This is a genomic window from Methylobacterium durans, assembly GCF_003173715.1.
Lineage (GTDB): Bacteria > Pseudomonadota > Alphaproteobacteria > Rhizobiales > Beijerinckiaceae > Methylobacterium > Methylobacterium durans.
Genome location: NZ_CP029550.1, coordinates 5,691,962 through 5,712,500, shown reverse-complemented (window position 1 = coordinate 5,712,500; position 20,539 = coordinate 5,691,962). Strand labels below are relative to the sequence as shown.

The window sequence follows — 20,539 nt, the reverse complement described above, 5'->3', positions numbered from 1 at the left end:
GCGCGAGCCTCGACGCGCTCGACGCCCACTGGCGCGGGGAGGGCGGGACGGGCTCGTCGTGCTGCCGACGGGCGCCGGCAAGGCCTTCGTCATCGCGACCCTCGTCCGGGAGACCCTGACGCGCGCCCCCGCCACACGGATCGCCGTCGTTACGCACAGCCGCGAACTGATCGCCCAGAACCATCAGGAACTCCTCGCCCATTGGCCGGAGGCGCCGACAGGTATCGACTCGGCCGGGCTGGGGCGGCGCGAATCCGGCGCCCCGGTCCTGTTCTGCGGCATCCAGTCGGTCTGGAACCGGGTCGAGGCGATCGGCCCGCGCGACCTCGTCGTCGTCGACGAGGCGCATTTGATCCCGCGCTCGGCCGAGACCCGCTACGGCCGCTTCCTCGCGGGCCTGCGCGCGCAGCGGCCGGAGCTGCGCGTGGTCGGCCTCACCGCGACGCCCTACCGGCTCGATTCCGGGCGCCTCGACGAGGGGGAGGGGCGGATCTTCGAGCGCATCGTCCACGAGGCGAATGTCGGCGACCTGATTCACCGGGGCTATCTCAGCCCCCTCGTCTCCAAGGCGATGGTCACCGCGCTCGACGTCTCGGGCGTGGCCAAGCGCGGCGGCGACTACGTCCCGAGCGCCCTCGACGCAGCCGTCAATCAGGAATGGATCACCCGCGCCGCGGTTGAGGAGATGGTGACGTACGGGGAACGGCGCCGGGCCTGGCTCGCCTTCTGCGTCAGCCTCGCGCACGCGGACGCCGTCCGGGACGCGATTCGCGCCCACGGCCTGCCCTGCGAGGCGGTCTCCGGCGAGACGGGCAAGCGCGAGCGCGACCGCATCGTCCGGGCCTTCCGCGAGGGCCGCATCCGCTGCCTCACCTCGGTCGGCGTGCTGGCGACCGGCTTCAATGTGCCGGCGGTCGACCTCGTGGCTCTGCTGCGGCCGACGCAGAGCACCGGCCTCTACGTGCAGCAGGTCGGGCGCGCCCTGCGGCTCGCTCCGGGCAAGAATGACGCCCTGATCCTCGATTATGCCGGCCTCGTGCGCATGCATGGGCCGGTCGACATCGTCACCGCCCGCACGGCCGCCGCGGTGCGGGGGCGGGAAGGGGAGGTGCGCGCCAAGCCCTGCCCCGGCTGCGGCGCCCTCATCGCCCTCAATGCCAGTACCTGCGAGGCCTGCTGGGTCGAGGAGGATACCGAGCCCGAACCGAGGCACGAGGCCGTGGCCGACGACGAAAGGCCGATCCTGTCGCGGGCGGTCTCGGCCTGGATCCCGATCGCGGGCCGGAGCGTCCGGGCCTGCCCCGCGCCCGGAGGCACGGAGAGCCTCGGCTTGAGCCTGCACCGGGCGGATGGCGGCCGGCACGAGTTCCGCCTCTGCCTCGAGGACAGCGGCTACGGGCGCGAGAAGGCCGTGCGCTGGTGGCGGGGCCTCGGCGGCGGGCGCGACGCGCCGCTCACGGTGGCCGAGGCGCTCCAGAGGATGGACGAGACCGCCTGTCCCGTCGCGATCCGGATTCGCGCCAGCGGCCGGCTCGCCGAGAGCGTCGAGCTGCGCTTCTCGGACGGTCGCAGCTTCACGGATCTCCAGCGGATCGACGGAATGGCGGCCTGAGGGCAGGGGGTCAGGCCCCCTCGCCCGTCGCCACCTCCGGCCGAAAGAACAGGCCCGCTTTCAGGCTGTCCCCGATGCGGTGGGCTCGCTCGACGAGGGCGGCCGCGATCCCGGGCTCGAACGCCTCGGCCGCCGTCTCCTCGAACAGGCCGAGCCAGCGGGCGAAATGGGCGCGTTCCAGGGTGCCGAGCGCGAGGTGCTTGCCGAACGGATTGCCCTTGTAGCGCCCGGATCTGAGCAGCACCGAGGACCAGAAATCCTGGATGACTGCGAGATGAGCCGGCCAAGCCGCATCGGGGATCGCCTGGGCGAAGACGGGGCCGATCAGGTCGTCGCGCCGCACCTTGGCGTAGAAGGCGGCGAGGAAGGCCGCGAGGCTCGCCTCGGTGAGGTGGTGGTAGCGGATCCTCTCGTCGTTCGGATGCGTCACGCGCGGCCGTCCCGTTGCCGGTGAGAATCTCGGAGCCGGGGAGGGGACCGGCATGCCCTCCCCGCCGCGTTGCCCTGCGGCGTTTCGACCGGTCAGGCTCGGGCGCTCGAACCGCGATCCGGGCTTCCTTGCGGGCATCCCGGACGGAATCCCGCGCAACCCGTTGAGGCGGCTGATATCGCGCGCCGGCCCGCGCACACCGCGCCGACATCCGGTCGGTCTGTCGAGAGGACGGAGCGTCGCAGGTGACTATAAAATTCGCCCCATTCAGCATCGGAACACATCGAAGCAGAATTTGTTATTCGATCAGCGACGTGACAGCGTCGTTCTGCAAAATGGAGATGCGTAATGGCAAATAATCATCAGCAGAACAACGACCGCAACACGAACAATAACTCCGACAACCGCGGAAAAAATACCGGAAATGCACATCAGGGCAGCGTCCAACATTCGGATGACGGCCGCCTGAAGGAGAACCGCGACAAGGGTGTCCACCGCGGCGACAAGGAGTGACCGGGCGGCCCTGACGGGTCGATCCTGAGCCGGAAGGACCGCCCGCGGGCGGTCCTTCCTCAGATTCCGTGCCGCAGCTCGACGGCCCCGACCCGGGCCGGGGCAGGGCGGTGATGCCCCCTCGCCCGTTCGCGAACCGCCCGGCACGAAGCCTTGCCCCGCCAGCATCCGGCTCAGGAAACCGCAGTGTGGCGAGCAGGCCGCAGAGCCGACCTTTCCACGGTCTCAGGTTCCATAATATATCTTATGCGAACGACATCGACGGGCTGCCGGAGCCGTCCCGGCCCCGTTCCCGCTCAGCGCACCGAAACCTTCACCTCGGATTCGAAGCCCGTCCCGTCCGGGTTGATGAGGAAGATCCGGTACGTGTCGAGGCCCTCGAACCCCTCCTCCGACTCGTAGACCATCTTCAGGCCCGGCACGCGCTTGGCGTTGCAGGCGGCGAGCGGCGAGCCGGCGGCGTAGCGCGGGAAGGAATCGGCCTCCGAGAAGCTCACCGTGCCGTGTTTCGGCGGAGCCAGCAGTCGCACCACGATCGGCCCCTGCGAGCTGCAATCCGGGAAGAGCGCGGCGAAGAAGCCGATGCTGCGCGCCTCGCCCTTCGGCACGACCCGCATCAGGGGCAGGACCGGGGGAGCCTGCGGTGCCGTGGCCTGCGGTCCGGCCGGCGGCTGGGGCGCGGCGGGGGCCGGGGCCGGTTCGGCCCAGGCAGGGCGGCCGGCGACCGTTCCGAGGAGGGCGGCGAGCAGGATTCGGGTCGCGAGGCGCATGCGGGTCTCGTTCGCGGGAGCGGGCGGCCGCTCCCGGCCGACCCTTTACCCTGTATCCGCCGGCCGGAGGCTCCTCTGCAAGCGGGCGAGGGCGCCCGTCACTCCGCCGCGCGGGCCCCCTCCCCGAGCTTCTCCCCGAGCCCCCTGCCCTCGTCGGCCTGGAAGCGGCCGTAGCGGAGCGCGAGCGTCGGCAGGATCAGGAGGTTGAGGAGCGTCGAGGTCACGAGGCCGCCGAGGATCACGATCGCCATCGGGCCCTCGATCTCGCGGCCGGGCTCGCCGGCGCCGAGCGCCAGCGGCAGCAGGCCGAGGCCGGTGACGAGGGAGGTCATCAGGATCGGCACCAGCCGGTCGGCCGCGCCCTCGATGGCGGTCGCGCCGTCCCAGCTGCGGCCCTCGATGCACACCAGATGCTCGTAGTGCGAGACCATCATGATGGTGTTGCGCAAGGAGATGCCGAACAGGGTCACGAAGCCGACGATCGAGCCCAAGGACAGCACGCTGCCGGTGAGCGCCACCGCGAACACCCCGCCGACGAAGGCGAAGGGCAGGTTCACGAGGACGAGGACGAGATTGCGCAGCGAGCCCGTGATCACGGCCAGCAGCAGCACGATGCCGAGGCCGGCGAGCCCCGAATAGGTGAGGAGGTCCCGCCGCGCCCGCGCCTGCGCCTCGGCCGATCCCGTGAAGGAGACGTAGACGCCCTGGGGCAGGCGCACCTCGCGGGCGATCTTGCGCTGGGCGGCGGCGACGAAGGAGGCGATGTCGCGCCCGACCACGTTCGCCGTCACCGCCTGGACGCGCTGCGCGCCCTGGTGCTGCACCTGGTAGCGGCCGGAGGTCTCGTAGATGTCGGCGACCTGAGACAGGCGGATGTAGCTGCCGCCGGGCGTCCGCAGGGGCATGTCGCCGACGGCGGTGAGGCGCGCCCTCACCCCGGCATCGAGGATGACGATGACGTTGAAGACGGCGTTGCCCTCGTAGGATTGGCCGACGATGTCGCCCTGATAGGCGGTGCGCACCGCCTCCAATACCTCGATTGCGTCGAGGCCCCAGTGGCGCAGGTCGTTCGGGCGTAGGGACACGTTGATCTGCGGCAGACCGGCAGGCGAGGCCTGCTGGATGTCGCTCGCGCCCCGCACCTCGGCGAGTTCCCTGGCGACCTCGCGGGCGGCGGCCTCGATCCGGTCGAGGTCGTTGCCGATCACGTTGACGACGACGGGGGCGGTGAACCCTGAGACCGTCTCCTCGATGCGCTCGGTCAGGAAGGTCTTGAGGGAGAAGGCGGCGCCGGGGAACCCCGCCATCAGGGCGCGGATGCGCGTCTCGACGCCCTTCTGCCCGGCCCCGTCGAGGCCGGCGTCGAGGTCGATGTGGATCTCGCTGTAATGCGTGCCCGCCGTGTCCTGCCCGGCCTCGGCGCGCCCGATCTGCGAGGCGACGGCCCGGATGCCGGGAATCGCCCGGAGCTCCCCCGTGATCTGGACGCCGAGGCGCTGCGATTCCTGCAGCGAGGTGCCGGGCGCCGCCGCCATGTGCAGGATGAGGTGGCCCTCCTTGAGGTCCGGCAGGAAGGTGCCGCCGAAGAAGGGGGCGATGCCGGCGCCGAGGAGCGTCAGCACGAGGCCCGTCGCGACGACGAGGCGAGGATGCCGGTTGATGCGCGCGAGGAGGGCGGCGTAGGCCGCCCGCGACCAGCGCATGGCCGGCGGGTCGCGGGTGTCGGCGTCGCGCCGTCCCGTCAGGAGCAGCGTGGCGAGCGCCGGCGTCACCGTGAGGGCGACGCCGAGCGAGGCGACCACCGCCAGGATGTAGGCGAGGCTCAAGGGACCGAACAGGCGCCCCGCGACGCCGGAGAGCGCGAGCACCGGCAGGAAGACGAGGAGCACCGCGAAGGTCGCGTAGGCCACCGCCGTGCGCACCTCCAGGATCGCGTCGAGGACCACCCTCCCCTCGGGCCTCGGGACGCCGAGGCGCCGGTTCTCGCGCAGGCGCCGGACCACGTTCTCGACGCCGATCACCGCGTCGTCGACCACCTCGCCGATGGCGATGGCAAGCCCGCCGAGCGTCATCGTGTTGAGGCTCTCGCCCAAGGCCCCGAGCGCCAGTACCGCGACCATCAGCGAGAGCGGGATGGCGAGCCCGCTGATCACGCTGGTGCGCCAGTCGTAGAGGAAGACGAACAGGACCACGATGACGAGGAGGCCGCCGATCGCGAGCGCCTGCAGGACGTTGGCGTTGGCGACCGCGATGAAGTTCGCCGGCCGGAACAGGTCGGGCCGGAGCTCGACGCCCTCGCGCGCGAGGGCCGGCGCCAGGTCGTCGAGGGCCGCCTCGACCCGGGCCGTGACCTCGCGGGTGTTGGCACCGTACTGCGCGCCGACCATCAGGAGCACGCCGGGCTTGCCGTCGATCAGCGCGGCGCTGATCGGCGGCTCGGGCGCGGCCACGACGTTCGCCACGTCGCCGAGCACCACGCTCGCCCCGCCCTCGTTGACGAGGACGGTCCGGGCGACCTCCTCCGGGGTGAGGGACTGCCCCTCGGTCTGGAGCGCGATGCGCTGGTTGGCCGTGTCCACGAAGCCGGCGCCCCGCACGCCGGTCGCCTTGCGGGCGGCCGCCAGCACGTCGTTGATGCCGATCCGGAAGCGGATCAGGTCGTTCGGGCGGACCTGCACCTGGAGTGCGCGCACGCCGCCGCCGTAGACCGAGACCTGGGCGATGCCGGGCACCGCGAGGAGCCGCAGCCGCACGGTCCAGTCGGCGATGGTGCGCAGGTCGAGGCCGTTGCGCCGCTCCGAGGTCAGCCCGACGAGGAGCACCGTGCTGGTGGACGAGGTGAGGGCCGTCATGGCGGGCGGCATCACGCCCTGCGGCAGGCGCCCCGCGAGCGCCGCGAGGCGCTCCGAGACGAGTTGGCGCACCCGGTAGATGTCGCTCCCGCGCCCGAACGTGACGGTGATGACGGAGAGCCCCTGAATCGAGGAGGAGCGCAGGGCCTCGATGCCCGGCAGGCCGTTGACCGAGACCTCGATCGGCTGGGTCACCAGCACCTCGACCTGCTCGGGGTTGAGGCCCGGCGCCTCGGTCTGGATCACCACCGAGGGCGGCGCGAATTCGGGGAAGACGTCGTACTTGGCATCCCCGAGGCTCAGCGCGCCGAAGCCGAGGATGGCCAGCGCCAGCGCCAGCACGACCCCGCGGAAGCGCACGGCGAAGGCGACGAGCGCCGCCTGGGGACCGGAGAGAAGCGGGCCCACCTCAGTCGTCGTCCACGCCGCCGGAGACCTGCAGCAGGCTCTTCATCTCCTCGGAGAGGAGCGCCTGGCCACCGCGCAGGACGATCTCGGTCTCGCCGCTCAGGTCCTCGACGACGTAGGCATCGTCCGACATCGGCGGGTCGGACTTGATCGGGTGGCGCACGAAGGCGTTCTCGTCGAGGCCGCGATAGACCCAGGTGCCGCCCTGCCAGTGCACGACCGCGTCCTCCGGCACGAGCACGCCCGTCACCGTGCGCTCGGCGGGCACAAAGGCGAGCGTGCTCATACCGGGCAGGAGACCGCTGTCACCGGCCACGATGAAGTAGAAGCTCTGGCCCTGGACACGCTGGTCGGTCCGCGTCGCGGGCGAGACGAAGCGCAGGGCGACCCGGCTCGATTGCGGCGGCACCTCCGCGAAGGCGGCGCCGGGCATCCCCTTCAGGGTCTCGCCCGGCGGCAGGGTGACCTGCATCAGGAAGTCCTCCCGCTCGATCAGGCGGGTGACGAGGGGCGCGCGCTCGACGATGGCCTTGCCGATGACGGGCCCCCATTCCTGCTGGGCGGTGGCGGCGAGCGTGCGCAGCTGCGATTCTGCCGCCATCAGGGCGGCCTCGTCGGTCTGGAGCGTGCCGCTCGTGGTCTCGACCTGCACCGGGGTCGCGTACTGGCCGAGGTTCTTCGCCCGCCGGAAGGCGCTGCGGGAGACGTCCACCTTGGCCTGCGCGGTCTGGAGTTGGGCCCTCGCCGTGGCGTAGGAATTGGTGAGTTCCGTTACCCGGGCGAGGTCGAGGACGCTGCCGTAGGCCTGCAGTTCCTGGCGGTGGGGCTGCGCCGCGACGCGGGCGGTCTCGAGGCCGAGGCGGGCCCGCTCCTCGGGCTTGATCCGCACCACCGTGCGGCCGTCTTCGATCGCGGTGCGGGTGGCGGGCAGGTGAGGGCGCTCGGGAGGGGTGGGCGCCACGTGGGCGCGCCACAGGGCGAGGAGGGGCTCGGTCCGCTCGCGCATCTGCGCGGCGTAGGGGGCAGCGCCCTCCGAGAGGGCGAGGGCGCCGAGCGCGCCGCCGACGAGGACGAACCCGATGAGCAGGGTGGGGCGCCGCCGTCGCTCTCCCAAAGTCGCCTCCCCTGCCCCGCTCCGCCGCGACGCTGCCGTCGCGATCTTCCGGTTCTGCCCGGATTTTTTTGCCGAATCTACCCGGAATTCGGTTCTGGGGCGCTCGTCCGCCCCTGCTTTCCCCTATCATAAGCTGCGGGCGTGAGAATTCGACAACGAGCAGGCGAGGCGGGGCTACCCCGCCAGCGGCATGTCGATGTGGAAATGCGCCCCCTGCCCGCTCCGCGGCGTCGCGATGGTGCCGCCGAGCTGGCGGACGAGATTCGCGACGACGCGCATGCCGAGGCTGCGTGAGGCCCGGCCGATGTCGAAATCCTCCGGCAGGCCGATCCCGTCGTCGGATACGGCGAGGACGAGGCGGTCGCCCGCACGCTCGGCCCGGATCCGGATCTCGCCGCCCTGCTCCGGGTAGGCGTACTTGATGGCGTTGGTGACGAGTTCGTTGACGAGGAGGCCGAAGGGGATTGCCCGGTCGGCGTGCACGTGGACCGGATCGGCCCGGCAGGCGAGGCGGTGCCCGGGCGCCCCGCTCTGGAGTTTCGCGCAGAGCGTCTCGAGGAAGAGCGCGAGATCCACCTCGCCGGACTCGGAATGGCGCCAGAGCTGGTCGTGAACCCCCGCGATCGCCTCGACGCGGGTGCGCGCGTCGTTGAGGGCGCGGCGCACGTCCTCGCTCTCCGAGCCCTTGGCCTGGAGGGCGAGCAGGCTCGCCACGATGGTGAGGCTGTTCTTGACCCGGTGGCTCATCTCCCGGGCCAGCAGATCCTGCCGGGCCAGCGCCTCCTTGAGGAGGCCTTCCGTGCGCAGGCGCTCGATGGCGCCGCCGAGCAGGTTTGCGAAGCCCTGCATGAAGGCGATGTCGGCCTCCTCGAACATGCCTTCGCGGCTGTCGTCCACCTCCAGCACGCCGAAGGCGCCGTCCCGGTTCGCGATGATCACATTGATCGCCCGGCGGATGCCGTGCTCGGCCATGAGTTGGGGGGTGCGGAAGCGGGTCTCGTTCTCGAGGTGGTTGGAGATGACGGGCCGGCCCGTCTTCAGGGCGAAGCCCGCAGGCGAGGCGAGGTCGGCTCCGATGCGGGCCGTGCCGATCACATCCGGCCCCCAGCCGATACCGGCACGCACCAGCAGCATGTCCTCGCCCCGCAGGTATTCCAGGGCCTTGCAGAACTCGGCGCCCATCCCCTCCGCGCAGAGCTCGGCAGCCCGCTGCAGCAGCCGGTCGACGTCGTCGCCGCGCAGGGCCTCGACCCCGAATTCGGAGAGGATGGCCTGCTGGTGCAGGCGGATCGCCGGATCCGAGCAGTCGCCGTCGGCGGGCGTCGCGGGGGCGGTCTCGGTCGCAGGCGGAAGATGGGACATCGGGAACGGATCGTGTCGAGCAGGTCGCGGGCGTTCCGTGCGGCCTTGCGCGACCGGCGCGGCAGGATGAGGGCAGCGGAGCCGTCCGCCCCCTGTTCGGGCCTCGCGGGGGTCCGTCACTTCACAGACCCGTGATCACCGGCCCGGTGGTCGCCCGGGCACGGCGAGCTACTTGAAACCGTTCCAGACAAGCAAGTCCCCTGCCCGCTCCCTCTCCCGGCAGGCCCCCTGCATCCGATCCGAAGCGACGGAGCCCCGGAATCCGCATGAGCATGTCCATCACGCTGACCGTGAACGGCTCGGCGCGCGCGATCGATCTCGACGATCTCCGCGTCACCCTGCTCGACCTCCTGCGCGAGCGCCTCGACCTCACCGGCACGAAGAAGGGCTGCGACCGCGGCCAGTGCGGCGCCTGCACGGTGCTGGTCGACGGGCGCCGGGTGAATGCCTGCCTGGCGCTGGCCGTCAGCCTCGACGGCGCCGAGATCGTCACGATCGAGGGGCTGGCGCAGGGGGGCGAACTCCACCCGGTCCAGATCGCCTTCCTCAACCACGACGGGTTCCAGTGCGGCTTCTGCACGCCGGGCCAGATTATGAGCGCGGTCGGCCTGATCCGCGAGGGATGGGCCGGGAGCGATCACGAACGGGTCCGCGAGGCGTTGAGCGGGAACATCTGCCGCTGCGGCGCCTACCAGGGCATCACGGAGGCCGTTCTGGCAGCGCAAGCGGCGATGGCGGAGCGGGAGGACGCGGCGTGAACCGGTTCGATTACGTCCGCGCCGGCAGCGTCGCCGAGGCTCTGGCGGCGGGAGCCGCGCCGGGGGCGGCCTACCTCGCAGCCGGCACCAACCTCCTCGACCTGATGAAGGGCGGCCTCGCCACGCCCAGAATCCTCGTCGACGTCACCCGGATCCCGGGCCTGTCGGCGATCGAGACCCTGTCCGACGGCAGCACCCGAATCGGTGCCCTGGTGCGCAACAGCGACCTCGCCCACGATCCGGGCTTCGCCGCCCGCTACCCCGCCGTGGCGGAGGCGCTCCTCTCGGGGGCCTCGGCGCAATTGCGCAACGCGGCGACGACCGGCGGCAACCTGATGCAGCGGACCCGCTGCCCGTATTTCTACGACCCCGCCAGCGCCTGCAACAAGCGCGAGGCCGGCGCCGGCTGCGCCGCGATCGGCGGCGAGACGCGGCTCCACGCGGTCCTGGGCTTCACCGAAACCTGCATCGCGGTCCAGCCGTCCGACCTCTGCGTGCCGCTGGCCGCGCTCGACGCCGCGGTCGAGATCGAGGGCCCGCAGGGCGCCCGCAGCGTACCGCTCACGGACTTCCACCGCCTGCCCGGCGATGCGCCGGAGCGCGACACGGTGCTGGAACCCGGCGCGCTGATCGTCGCGGTGCGGCTGCCGCCGGCGGCCGCGGATTTCGCGGCCCATGCCCGCTATCTCAAGGTCCGCGACCGCACCTCCTACGCCTTCGCCCTGGTCTCGGCCGCCGCGATGCTGCGCCTCGACGGCGGGCGGATCGGCGAGGCCCGGATCGCGCTCGGCGGGCTCGCCCTGAAGCCCTGGCGGGCGAACGGCGCGGAGCGCCTGCTCGCCGGCCGGGAACCCGACGCGGCGGCCTTCCGCGAGGCGGCCGAGGCGGCCCTCGACGGCGCCCGCCCCTCCGGCGAGGCCAACGCCTTCAAGATCGAGCTCGCCCGCCGGGTCGTCGCCCGCGCGCTGCGTCTCGCGCTCGCTGGCACCCCGGAGCGGGTGCCGGCCCTGCCCGCGAGCCCCTTCGCGCATCCTCGCGCCGCCCGCCAAGACATCGCCGCCCAAGCCGGAGCCACCGCCCATGCCTGAGCGCGTCCGCCACGGGGCCGCCATCGGCGCCGACCTCGCCCGCCTCGACGGGCCTGACAAGGTGACGGGTGCCGCCCGCTACGCCGCCGATTTCCGCCTCGACGGGCTCCTCCATGCCGTGATGGCGGTGAGCGGCATCGCCCGCGGGCGCGTCACCGGCCTCGACGTCGCCGCAGCCGAGGCGCATCCGGGCGTCGTGCGGGTGATGACGCCGGAGAACGTGCCGAAGCTCGCCCGCTCGCCCGATGCCAAGGACGGCCCTTTCGGCTTCAAGCTGGACCTGCTGCAGGACGAGGCCGTCCGCTACGCCAACCAGCCGATCGCGGTGGTGATCGCCGAGACGCTGGAGGCGGCGACCGAGGGCGCGCGCCTCCTCGCCCCCCGCTACGCGACGGAGGCCGTGCGGGTCGGACTCGACGGCGAGCCCGTCGTGCCGGAGGCGGTGGGGCCCGGCGCCCCGGCGCGGGCCGGCTACGGCGACGTCGCCGCGGGGCTCGGGGCCGCCCAAACCTGCATCGAGGCCACCTACGAGACCGCAGCGCAGTACCACAACGCGCTGGAGCCCCACGCCGCCGTCGCGTCCTGGGAAGGCGACCACCTCACCCTCTACACGCCCTCGCAGGCCCTCGCGCTGGCCACGGCGCGGATCGCCGGCCTGTTCGGCATCCCGCCCGGCAACATCCACATCGTCTCCCACTATCTCGGCGGCGGCTTCGGCTCGAAGGGGATGGTGACCTCCCCGCAGATCCTCGCGATCCTGGCAGCCCGCCTCGTCGGGCGGCCGGTGAAGCTCGTGACGCGGCGCGAGCAGATGTTCGGCCCCGTCGGCCATCGCGCCGCGACCCGCCAGACCCTGAAGCTCGGGGCGGGTGCGGACGGCACGCTCACGGCCTTCGACCACCACACCCTGACGCAGACGAGCCGCTACGACGATTTCATCGAGCCGTCCGGCATCATCTCGCGCAATCTCTACGCCTCCCCGGCCCTCGCCTCGACCCACGAGGCGGTGCGGGTCGACATCGCGACGCCGATCTTCATGCGGGCGCCGGGCGAGGCGTCGGGCAGCGTCGCCATCGAGAGCGCGCTGGACGAACTCGCCGCCGAGCTGAACCTCGACCCTCTGGAGCTGCGGCTGAGAAATTACGCGGAGGTCGAGCCGGTCTCGAAGAAGCCCTTCTCGTCGAAGGCCCTGCGGGATTGCTACGCGCAAGGGGCCGAGCGCTTCGGCTGGGCCTCGCGGCCGACGGCCCCGCGCCAGATGCGCGACGCCGACGGGCTCCTCGTCGGCTGGGGCATGGGCACGGCCACCTACCCGGCTTCGATGTTCCAGGCCGAGGCCCGCGCCGTGGTGCGGGCCGACGGCACCGCGCTCGTCGAGACGGCCCAGCACGACATGGGACAGGGCGCCTGGACGAGCCTCGCTCAGATCGCCGCCGACGGGCTCGGGCTGCCGCTCGAATCCGTGACCCTGAGCATCGGCCACAACCGCCTGCCGAATGGCGGGCTCGCGGGCGGCTCGACCGGCACCGCCACGGCCGGCATGGCGCTCCACAATGCGGGGCAGGCCGTGATCGCGGCGCTCGCCGAGCTCGCGGTGAACGATCCCGCCTCCCCGCTCTACGGGGCCGGCAACGCGGGCGTCGCCGCCGAGGGCGGGCGCCTCGCCCGCCGGGACGATCCCGCACGCTCCGAGAGCTTCTCGGAGATCCTCGCCCGCGCCGGGCGCGACAGCGTCGAGGCCAGGGGCACGGGCGCCGCCGACCCCGCCGCCAAGAAGGCCTACGCCATGCACGCCCACGGCGCCGTCTTCGCCGAGGTCCTGGTCGATCCCGATCTCGGCCAGATCCGCGTCTCGCGCCTCGTCGGCGCCTTCGCGGCGGGCCGCATCGTCAACCCGCGCCTCGTGCGCAGCCAGTATTACGGCGGCATGATCTGGGGCGTCTCCTTCGCGCTCCACGAGCACGCGGCGATGGATGCCCGCACGGGCCGCTTCCTCAACAACAACCTCGCCGAGTACCACCTGCCCGTGAACGCCGACATCCCCGCGATGGAGGCGATCCTGGTGGAGGAGGCGGATCCGCACGTGAACCCGCTCGGCATCAAGGGCGTCGGCGAGATCGGCATCACCGGCACGGCCGGCGCCATCGCCAACGCCGTCTGGCACGCGACGGGGGTGCGGGTGCGCGACATCCCGATCACCCTCGACAAACTGCTGGGCTGAGCTGACGCCTCGGCCGGCTCAGATCTCGATGCAGATCTTGCCGAAGTGCCGGTTGCTCTCCTGGTGGCGGAACGCGTCGACGAGGTTGTCCAACGGGTAGCGGCTGTCGACGACCGGGCGGAGGCCTGTCGCGTCGATCGCCCGGATCATCGCGATCTGCTGGCGACGGCTGCCGACGAGGACGCCCTGCAGGCGGATCTGCCGCACGAGGGCGGGCACCAGCGGCAGCGGCCCGGCGACGCCGGACAGGATGCCGATGACCGATACGTGGCCGGCGACCCGCACCGCCTCCATCGACTGCTCCAGCGTCGCTGGGCCGCCGACATCGATGACGTGGTCGACGCCGTGCCCGCCGGTCCAGCGCCGCGCGCTCGCCCCCAGGCCGGGTCCGCCCGGTAGTTGATGACGTGGTCGGCCCCGAGGGCGCGCAGGCGCTCGAGCTTCGGCTCGCTCGACGAGGTGGCGATCACCGTGGCCCCGGCCATCTTGGCGAATTGCAGCGCGAAGATCGACACGCCCCCGCTGCCCTGCACGAGCACGACGTCGCCGGCCTTGAGGCCGGCATCGGCGTGCAGCGCGCGCCACGCGGTCAGCCCCGCCGTTGTCAGGGTCGCGGCCTCGGCGTGGTCCCAGCCGCGTGGGGCGCGCGTGAAGGCCGTGGCCGGCGCCGTCACCCGGTCGCGGGCGTAGCCGTCCACCCCGTCGCCCGGGACGGTGGCGAAGCCCTCGACCTGCGGCACGCCGTCGAGCCAGGTCGGGAAGAAGGTGCTGACGACGGAATCGCCCACCGCGAAGGCGGTCACGCCCGCGCCCAGGGCCTCGACCTCCCCCGCCCCGTCCGACAGGGGCACGCGCGGCTCGCTCGGGCCCCAGGCGCCGCTGACCACGGCGTAGTCGTGGTAGTTGAGGGAACTCGCCCGCAGCCGGACGGTGATCTCGCCGGGGCCGGGCGCGGGCACGGGCCGCTCGCCGGGGGCGACCTTGTCGAAGCCGCCCCCCGGGCCGACGACGACGGCGCGGGACATCGTGCTGCTCATCGAATCCTCTCCTGACTTCCTGAGGCGCGCGGCCCCTCAGCGGGCGGGCGTTCCCTGGCGCCTCGGGTCATCGGCCGGGTTGACGTAGGTCAGCCCGAACGGCCCCGTGCCCGAGACCTGAACGACCGCCGGCTCCGAAGAGGTCCAGAGGGAATGGGCCATGTTCAAGGGCAGGAACACGAATCCGCCGCGCTCCATCGTCTTCCCCCGCGCCCGGTCGACGGTGTCGCCCGTGTCGTGCGCGAGGCTGCCGGACAGGAGCGTCACGCTCTCGTCCGCCGTGTGGGTGTGGGGCGCGATCAGGGTGCCGGCCGGGATCCTGACCCGCAGGGTGAAGGGCCCGGGCTTCTCCGGATCGCCCATGATCACGCTGATCTCGATGCCCTGCGGCAGCGAGGCCGGCGCCGGGCTCCACCGCACGGCCGCTTCGCCGGGCACGAGCACCATGCCGCCGTGAGCCCCCTCCCCGGCCTCCGCCGCGCTCCCGATTAGGGCGAGCGCCAGGGCCGCGAGGGCCGCCCGTATCGCTCCCGCCATGATCCGTTCCCTCACGATGATGCCGCCGCGTTGCTCCGCGGGGCGGCGAGAGCAGGGCTTCCGAGGCCGGCCGTCAACCCACCCGAAAGACACATCCGCTTGAGCCGATCCCCGCCGGCCTCGAGCCGTCTCGGCGGGTGGATGTATAATCCTGCACCGCTGGAAATATTATTCTTGAACTCGTACGGTGAAGCACGTCTTCAGGCGCGGTGTCGGATTAAATCGTCGCCCTGATACCCGTAACTTGGCGCACAGAGGCTCGCGAAAGTGCGGCCTATGTTTCTTCTCGTCGGGAGACATCGCGGATCGTCGCGAAATATCTCTCGGACAAATGAGGAGAATATTGCATGAACCGTCTCGTGGCTGCGACCGTGTTTGCCGCCGCCCTCGCGATGCCGCTCGCGGCGCAGGCCGGACCCGATGGAAGCCGGCAGGCCGCCGGCGGGGCGTTCATGAGTTCCTATATCGGCGATCCCTATCACGATCCGCGCTCGCTCCACGCGCAGCGCCGCGGCACCGGCCAGATCCTCGGCCAGCCCATGCTCGCGGAGGAGGCCGGCGTCCGGATGCCCGCTCGCGCGGGGCTCGCGGGCACATGGGCCTCGGGCCTGTCCGGGACGCCGATCCGCTGAGGCTGCCCTCCCTTTCCGAGGGAGACGGGCCTTCGAGCCCGGCGCGGGCGCCGAGAGGTCGAGCGGCCCGCGCCGCTCGAAGGCCCCGGGGGCGACCGATCGCCATCACGGTTGCGAGGTCATCGACCGGGGCCCGACGGCCCCGGACCGGGCGGATGCCTGTCCGCCCGCCGACCCCGCACGTCACCGCAAGACCTTCATGACGAGAGGATCGACGTGGACACCATCATCCAGGGTATCTCGAACTTCCGCGGGACCGTCTTCCCGGGCCAGCAGGCCGTCTACGAGCGGCTCGTCCGCGACGGGCAGCAGCCGAAGGCCCTGATCATCGCCTGCGCGGATTCCCGCGTGGCGCCCGAGCACATCACGCAGGCCGCGCCGGGCGAATTGTTCGTCTGCCGGAACGCGGGCAACATCGTGCCGCCCTTCTCGGAGCAGAACGGCGGCGTCTCCTCGGCGATCGAGTACGCCGTGGTGGCCTTGGGCGTCCGCGACATCGTCATCTGCGGCCATTCCGATTGCGGCGCGATGAAGGGGCTGATGAAGCCCGAGGCGCTGGCCGGCATGCCGAACGTCGCGGCTTGGCTCCGCCACAGCCACGCGGCGAGCCGGATCGTCTGCGAGGCCTACCCCGCCGGGCTCGACCCGAGGGACCATCACCGGGCGCTGGCGCTGGAGAACGTGGTGGTGCAGCTGAACCACCTGCGCACGCATCCGAGCGTGGCGGCCGGCCTCGCCAAGGGGGAATTGCGCCTGCACGGCTGGTTCTTCGAGATCGAGACCGGCGCGGTGCTGGCCTATTGCGGCGAGAAGGGCCGCTTCGTGGCCGTGGAGGAGGCCGACGAGGCGCGCCTGCCGGTGGCGCAGGCGCCGAGCCCGCGCGTCGCCGCCCCCGAGATCGCCCTGCCGCTGGCGGCGGAATGAGGGCCGGGCCGATGCAGCGCTTCCTCCCCCTCTCGCGCGAGACCCTCGCGCGGGACCTGCCCGCCTCCTTCGTCGTCTTCCTCGTCGCCCTGCCCCTCTGCATGGGCATCGCCATCGCCTCGGGCGTCCCGCCCGAGCGCGGCCTCATCACCGGCATCATCGGCGGCCTCGTGGTGGGCCTGCTCGCCGGCTCGCCGCTCCAGGTGAGCGGCCCGGCGGCGGGCCTCGCCGTCATCGTGTTCGAGTTCGTGCGCCTGCACGGGCTCGGCATGCTCGGGCCGGTCCTCGTTCTGGCCGGCCTCCTGCAGATCGCGGGCGGGTTGCTCCGCGTCGGCGGCTGGTTCCGGGCGATCTCGCCGGCCGTGGTGCACGGCATGCTCGCGGGCATCGGCGTGCTGATCGTGCTGGCGCAGCTCCACGTCCTCACCGACGCCGCCCCGAAGGCGGGCGGCCTCGACAACCTGATCGCGATCCCGCGAGCCTTCTTCGACGTGATGAGCGTCGACCAGTCGGGCAGCCTCGCGGCGGTGGCGGTCGGCCTCACCACCATCGCGGCGATGGTCGGCTGGGAGCGGTTCCGGCCGGCGCGCTTGAAGCTCCTGCCCGGCGCCCTCGTCGGCGTGCTCGCCGGCACGGGGCTCGCCGTCCTCGGCGGCCTCGCGGTCAAGCGCGTCGAGGTGCCGGACTCGATCCTCGGCGGGCTCGCGCTGCCCGTCGCCGGGGACTGGGCGCGGCTCGCCGAGCCCACCATGATCGTGGCGGCGCTGACGCTCGCCGTGATCGCCAGCGCCGAGAGCCTGCTCTCGGCCGCGGCGGTCGACCGGATGCACGACGGGCCGCGCACGGCCTACAACCGGGAGCTCGGCGCACAGGGGGCGGGCAACATCCTGTGCGGCCTCGTCGGCGGCCTGCCGATGACGGGGGTGATCGTGCGCTCCTCGGCGAACGTCCAGGCGGGCGCGGCGACCCGCGCCTCGACGGTGCTGCACGGCGCCTGGATCCTGGCCTTCCTCGTCGCCCTGCCGTGGGTCCTCACGCTCGTGCCGACGGCGGCGCTCGCCGGCATCCTCGTGGTGACGGGCTGGCGCCTCGCGAGCCCGGCCCACGCCCTGCACCTCCACGCCCGCTACGGACTCGCCACCGTCGGGATCTGGCTCGCCACGATGGTCCTCGTGGTGACGATGGACCTCCTGACCGGGGTGCTCACGGGTCTGGTCCTGAGCCTGCTGCAGGTGGTCCCGGCGCTCCGCAAGGGCACGCTGCGGATCGAGAATGCGGCGGCGTCCGAGCGGGCCGACGTGCCGGAGGTGCGCCTGTCGGGCGCGGCGACCTTCCTGCAGCTGCCGCATCTCAACGCGGCCCTGGAGCGGACGCCCGCGGGCGGCGCGGTGCGGCTTTCCGCCAACGACCTCAGGGACATCGATCACACCTGCCTGGAGATGATCGGAGACTGGGCGTCGCGCAAGGCGGCCTCCGGCACCCGGGTCGAGGTGGTGGGCGGCTCCGGTGCCCTGCAGGACAAGCTCGCCGCCGCGGTCGCGGCGCCGCAGAAGGATTGAGGCCGGCGTAACAGGGTTCTCCTCCCCATGTGGGGAGGAGAGCGCTTTCGGCCCTACGCCCCCTCCCCCACCGGCGCCGCCCGGTACGGCGCGAGCCAGGAAAGGCCGGCCTCGGTGCCCGCCCGCGGGTTGTACTCGCAGCCGACGAAGCCCGAATAGCCCAGGCGGTCGAGCTCGCCGAACAGGAAAGCGTCGTTGAGTTCTCCGGTGCCGGGCTCCGCCCGGTCCGGCACGCTCGCCACCTGCACGTGGCCGATCAGCGGCATCAGCCGGGCAAGGCGTGCCGTGAGGTCGCCGTGCAGGATCTGCGCGTGGAAGAGATCGCATTGGAGGCCGACATTGGCGTGGCCGTCCGCACGCAAAGCCGCGACGCGCTCCGCCGCCCAGTCGAGGTCGTCGAGGAAGTAGCCCGGCATGCTGCGCCGGTTGATCGGCTCGATCATCAGGTCGAGCCCGCGCTCCGAGAGGCGCTCCGCCGCGTGGCGCAGGGCGCGGTCGTAGGCCGCCCGCGCGCCCGGATCCGCGCGGTCCGCAAGGCCCGCCATCAGGTGGAGGCGCGGCACGCCGGTGGCCGCGGCGTAGGCGAGCGCCGTCTCGATGCCGGCCGCCACCGCCTCGAACCGGTCCGGGAGCGCCGCGAGCCCGCGCTCGCCCGCGGCCCAGTCGCCTGGGGGCATGTTGAACAGGACGAGATCGAGCCCGCTCAGGCGCAGCGCCTGCGCCACCGCCTCCGGCGCATGCTCGTAGGGAAACAGGAACTCGACCGCCGGGAAGCCCGCGTCGCGGGCCGCCGCGAAACGGTCGAGGAAGGGGTGCTCGGTGAAGAGCAGGCTGAGATTGGCGGCAAAGCGCGGCACGGGCCCCGAAGCCTCAGCCGGCCCGCGCGAGACGGCGGGCGCCCCCGAAGCGGTTAAGGAAGCGCGGCTCCTTCTCGGGAGCGATGCGCACGGCGAGGTGCAGCGCGCCCCCGTCGACGGTGCGCCGGTCGAGCACCTCGGCGTTCTCGTAGAGCCAGTTCAGGGAGGCGCCGTCCTCGGGCGGCAGGATCACCGCGAAGGTGGAGCGGCTTCGGGCGATGCGCGCCTCGATCCGGCTCATCAGGGCGGGAAGCCCCTCCCCCGTCAGCGCCGAGACGAGGACGGGGGCCGCGCTGTCGCGGTCGTTGCGGCCGGATTCGCGGGCCATGGCGCTGAGGTTGAGGAGCCGCGTGCGCTCGGCCTCGTCGAGGAGGTCGGCCTTGTTCCAGACCTCGATGATCCGGTCGGCACGGTCGCCGATGCCGAGTTCGTCCAGCACCTCGGCGACGTCCTCGGCCTGTGCCTCGGTGTCGCCGTGCGAGACGTCCCGCACGTGGAGCAGGATGTCGGCCTCGATCACGTCCTCCAGCGTCGCCCGGAAGGCGGCGATGAGAGGGGTCGGCAGGTCGGAGATGAAGCCCACCGTGTCCGACAGGATCACGGTCTCGCCGTGGGGGAGCTTGGTGGCCCGGGCCGTCGGGTCGAGGGTCGCGAACAGCATGTCCTGCGCCCGCACCTCAGCCTTGGTGAGCGTGTTGAAGAGCGTCGACTTGCCGGCGTTCGTGTAGCCGACGAGCGCCACGATCGGGTACGGCACCCGGGCCCGGCTCTGCCGGTGCAGGCCGCGGGTGCGGGTGACCGCGTCGAGGTCGCGCTCAATGCGGGTCATGCGCTCCTGGATCAGGCGCCGGTCGGCCTCGATCTGGGTCTCGCCGGGGCCGCCGAGGAAGCCGAAGCCGCCGCGCTGGCGCTCGAGGTGGGTCCAGGAGCGCACGAGGCGGCTCCTCTGGTAGGCGAGGTGGGCGTGCTCCACCTGCAGGCGCCCCTCCCGCGTCGAGGCGCGCCGCCCGAAAATCTCCAAGATCAGGCCGGTGCGGTCGATGACCTTGGCGCCCCAGGCCTTCTCGAGGTTGCGCTGCTGCACCGGCGAGAGCGCGCAATCCATCACGACGAGGCCGATCTCCTCGGCCTTGATCAGCCCGGCGAGCTCCTCCACCCGGCCCTTGCCCAGATAGGTCGAGGGCCGGATCTTCTGGAGGCTCAGGCCCGTCGCCTGCGCCACGTCGAGGTCGATGGCGGCGGCAAGGCCGACCGCCTCGTCGAGGCGCGCGGCCGGCGAGCGCGCGGCCTGCCGGTCGGGAGCGCCGGCGGCCAAGCCTGCGGCGCGGGTGAGGTAGGGGCCGACCACGAGGGTCTTCGTCGCCGCCGCGATCTCGCCCTCGGGGGCGGCCATCGCCTGCAGCCGGGCCTCGCCGGCAGTCTGCGTCTCGCTCATGGGTCCTTCGTCGGATCGTCAGGCCGCATCGCCCACCGCATCATCCCTTCAGGGGACAATGGGAGCCCGCGCGCGGCCGACAAGGGGCCGCCCGCCGCGAAACGCGTCGATCGGGATGCGGTGTCGGGCCGCGCGGCTCACGCCTTCTCGGCGGTCTCGTCGGGCTCGAAGAGCTGGACCGGATGGCCGGGCATGATCGTCGAGATCGCGTGCTTGTAGACGAGCTGCGAGTGCCCGTCCCGACGGAGCAGCACGCAGAAATTGTCGAACCAGGTGACCACGCCCTGCAGCTTCACGCCGTTGACGAGGAAGATGGTCAGCGGGATCTTGTTCTTGCGGACATGGTTGAGAAAGGTGTCCTGCAGGTTCTGTGCGCGTTCGCCCGCCATTGTTCTTATCCTTGCGCTGTTCCGGCGCCCGCCACGGGGAC

The 20,539-nt window shown here is 72.2% G+C and carries 16 protein-coding genes and 2 pseudogenes (1 of these 18 only partly in view); 8 read left to right on the top strand and 10 right to left on the bottom strand.

Features of this window, described 5'->3' with window-relative positions; translation table 11 throughout:
• Window positions 1-1,612: pseudogene (locus DK389_RS26575) on the top strand (DEAD/DEAH box helicase); it begins 25 nt to the left of the window's first position.
• A 10-nt stretch (window positions 1,613-1,622) separates the two neighbouring features.
• Here DK389_RS26575 and DK389_RS26570 read toward each other — a convergent pair.
• Window positions 1,623-2,042 (bottom strand): group III truncated hemoglobin, encoded by a 420-nt coding sequence (locus tag DK389_RS26570; protein WP_418291977.1) that lies wholly within the window; start codon window positions 2,040-2,042, stop codon window positions 1,623-1,625.
• A 348-nt stretch (window positions 2,043-2,390) separates the two neighbouring features.
• Here DK389_RS26570 and DK389_RS32970 point away from each other — a divergent pair, with 348 nt between their 5' ends.
• Window positions 2,391-2,555 carry a hypothetical protein gene (locus tag DK389_RS32970; protein WP_162560879.1) on the top strand — a complete coding sequence of 55 codons (165 nt, stop codon included), beginning with the start codon at window positions 2,391-2,393 and terminating at the stop codon, window positions 2,553-2,555.
• A 296-nt stretch (window positions 2,556-2,851) separates the two neighbouring features.
• Here DK389_RS32970 and DK389_RS26565 read toward each other — a convergent pair whose 3' ends face one another.
• From DK389_RS26565 to DK389_RS26550, 4 genes are all read right to left on the bottom strand, one after another.
• The gene (locus DK389_RS26565; RefSeq protein WP_109894220.1) at window positions 2,852-3,325 is read right to left on the bottom strand and encodes a hypothetical protein; all 474 of its coding nucleotides are present in this window, start codon (window positions 3,323-3,325) and stop codon (window positions 2,852-2,854) included.
• A gap of 98 nt (window positions 3,326-3,423) precedes the next feature.
• The gene (locus DK389_RS26560) at window positions 3,424-6,585 is read right to left on the bottom strand and encodes an efflux RND transporter permease subunit (RefSeq protein ID WP_109894218.1); all 3,162 of its coding nucleotides are present in this window, start codon (window positions 6,583-6,585) and stop codon (window positions 3,424-3,426) included.
• Between the two features lies 1 nt (window position 6,586).
• Window positions 6,587-7,699 carry an efflux RND transporter periplasmic adaptor subunit gene (locus DK389_RS26555; RefSeq protein WP_109894216.1) on the bottom strand — a complete coding sequence of 371 codons (1,113 nt, stop codon included), beginning with the start codon at window positions 7,697-7,699 and terminating at the stop codon, window positions 6,587-6,589.
• Window positions 7,700-7,873: 174 nt separating this feature from the next.
• On the bottom strand, window positions 7,874-9,061 hold the full coding sequence (locus DK389_RS26550; protein WP_109894213.1) for a sensor histidine kinase: 1,188 nt from the start codon (window positions 9,059-9,061) through the stop codon (window positions 7,874-7,876).
• Window positions 9,062-9,327: 266 nt separating this feature from the next.
• On the opposite strand from DK389_RS26550, the gene DK389_RS26545 reads away from it, so the two are divergent.
• From DK389_RS26545 to DK389_RS26535, 3 genes are read left to right on the top strand one after another with little or no spacing between them, the layout of a single operon-like run.
• On the top strand, window positions 9,328-9,819 hold the full coding sequence (locus DK389_RS26545; protein ID WP_109894211.1) for a (2Fe-2S)-binding protein: 492 nt from the start codon (window positions 9,328-9,330) through the stop codon (window positions 9,817-9,819).
• Complete coding sequence (locus tag DK389_RS26540; protein ID WP_109894209.1) at window positions 9,816-10,907, top strand: FAD binding domain-containing protein; 1,092 nt, start codon at window positions 9,816-9,818, stop codon at window positions 10,905-10,907. The genes DK389_RS26545 and DK389_RS26540 overlap by 4 nt, the downstream gene beginning before the upstream one ends.
• Window positions 10,900-13,128, top strand: coding sequence for a xanthine dehydrogenase family protein molybdopterin-binding subunit (locus DK389_RS26535; protein WP_109894207.1), 2,229 nt, complete (start codon window positions 10,900-10,902; stop codon window positions 13,126-13,128). Before DK389_RS26540 ends, DK389_RS26535 begins: the two co-directional genes overlap by 8 nt.
• An 18-nt stretch (window positions 13,129-13,146) precedes the next feature.
• Here DK389_RS26535 and DK389_RS26530 read toward each other — a convergent pair.
• Both DK389_RS26530 and DK389_RS26525 read right to left on the bottom strand, forming a co-directional pair.
• Window positions 13,147-14,165: pseudogene (locus DK389_RS26530) on the bottom strand (zinc-dependent alcohol dehydrogenase family protein).
• A 36-nt stretch (window positions 14,166-14,201) separates the two neighbouring features.
• Window positions 14,202-14,702 (bottom strand): cupin domain-containing protein, encoded by a 501-nt coding sequence (locus DK389_RS26525; protein WP_109894205.1) that lies wholly within the window; start codon window positions 14,700-14,702, stop codon window positions 14,202-14,204.
• Window positions 14,703-15,049: 347 nt separating this feature from the next.
• Here DK389_RS26525 and DK389_RS26520 point away from each other — a divergent pair, with 347 nt between their 5' ends.
• The 3 genes from DK389_RS26520 (at window position 15,050) to DK389_RS26510 (ending at window position 17,817) form a co-directional block, all read left to right on the top strand.
• Window positions 15,050-15,334 (top strand): hypothetical protein, encoded by a 285-nt coding sequence (locus DK389_RS26520; protein WP_236960369.1) that lies wholly within the window; start codon window positions 15,050-15,052, stop codon window positions 15,332-15,334.
• 216 nt (window positions 15,335-15,550) lie between these two features.
• Window positions 15,551-16,258, top strand: a complete 708-nt coding sequence (locus DK389_RS26515) for a carbonic anhydrase (protein ID WP_109894203.1) — start codon at window positions 15,551-15,553, stop codon at window positions 16,256-16,258.
• Complete coding sequence (locus tag DK389_RS26510) at window positions 16,255-17,817, top strand: SulP family inorganic anion transporter (RefSeq protein ID WP_418291976.1); 1,563 nt, start codon at window positions 16,255-16,257, stop codon at window positions 17,815-17,817. Before DK389_RS26515 ends, DK389_RS26510 begins: the two co-directional genes overlap by 4 nt.
• Window positions 17,818-17,870: 53 nt before the next feature.
• Here DK389_RS26510 and otnI read toward each other — a convergent pair whose 3' ends face one another.
• The 3 genes from otnI to hfq all read right to left on the bottom strand — a co-directional run bounded on the left by otnI (window position 17,871) and on the right by hfq (window position 20,498).
• A complete protein-coding gene (gene otnI / locus DK389_RS26505; protein ID WP_109894199.1) occupies window positions 17,871-18,674 on the bottom strand; it encodes a 2-oxo-tetronate isomerase in 804 nt (267 codons plus the stop codon).
• 13 nt (window positions 18,675-18,687) lie between these two features.
• Window positions 18,688-20,109: a GTPase HflX gene (gene hflX / locus DK389_RS26500; RefSeq protein WP_109894197.1), complete on the bottom strand. Its 1,422-nt coding sequence runs from the start codon at window positions 20,107-20,109 to the stop codon at window positions 18,688-18,690.
• 137 nt (window positions 20,110-20,246) lie between these two features.
• Window positions 20,247-20,498, bottom strand: coding sequence for an RNA chaperone Hfq (hfq, locus tag DK389_RS26495; RefSeq protein WP_007563033.1), 252 nt, complete (start codon window positions 20,496-20,498; stop codon window positions 20,247-20,249).
• Between the last annotated feature and the right edge of the window lie 41 nt (window positions 20,499-20,539).

Bases quoted from the DNA above. Each gene is read 5' to 3' on its own strand.
- DK389_RS32970 (WP_162560879.1), top strand. From the start codon at position 2,391: ATGGCAAATAATCATCAGCAGAACAACGACCGCAACACGAACAATAAC.
- DK389_RS26565 (WP_109894220.1), bottom strand. From the start codon at position 3,325: ATGCGCCTCGCGACCCGAATCCTGCTCGCCGCCCTCCTCGGAACGGTC.
- DK389_RS26550 (WP_109894213.1), bottom strand. From the start codon at position 9,061: ATGTCCCATCTTCCGCCTGCGACCGAGACCGCCCCCGCGACGCCCGCC.
- DK389_RS26545 (WP_109894211.1), top strand. From the start codon at position 9,328: ATGAGCATGTCCATCACGCTGACCGTGAACGGCTCGGCGCGCGCGATC.
- DK389_RS26535 (WP_109894207.1), top strand. From the start codon at position 10,900: ATGCCTGAGCGCGTCCGCCACGGGGCCGCCATCGGCGCCGACCTCGCC.
- DK389_RS26525 (WP_109894205.1), bottom strand. From the start codon at position 14,702: ATGGCGGGAGCGATACGGGCGGCCCTCGCGGCCCTGGCGCTCGCCCTA.
- DK389_RS26520 (WP_236960369.1), top strand. From the start codon at position 15,050: ATGAACCGTCTCGTGGCTGCGACCGTGTTTGCCGCCGCCCTCGCGATG.
- DK389_RS26510 (WP_418291976.1), top strand. From the start codon at position 16,255: ATGAGGGCCGGGCCGATGCAGCGCTTCCTCCCCCTCTCGCGCGAGACC.
- hflX (WP_109894197.1), bottom strand. From the start codon at position 20,109: ATGAGCGAGACGCAGACTGCCGGCGAGGCCCGGCTGCAGGCGATGGCC.
- hfq (WP_007563033.1), bottom strand. From the start codon at position 20,498: ATGGCGGGCGAACGCGCACAGAACCTGCAGGACACCTTTCTCAACCAT.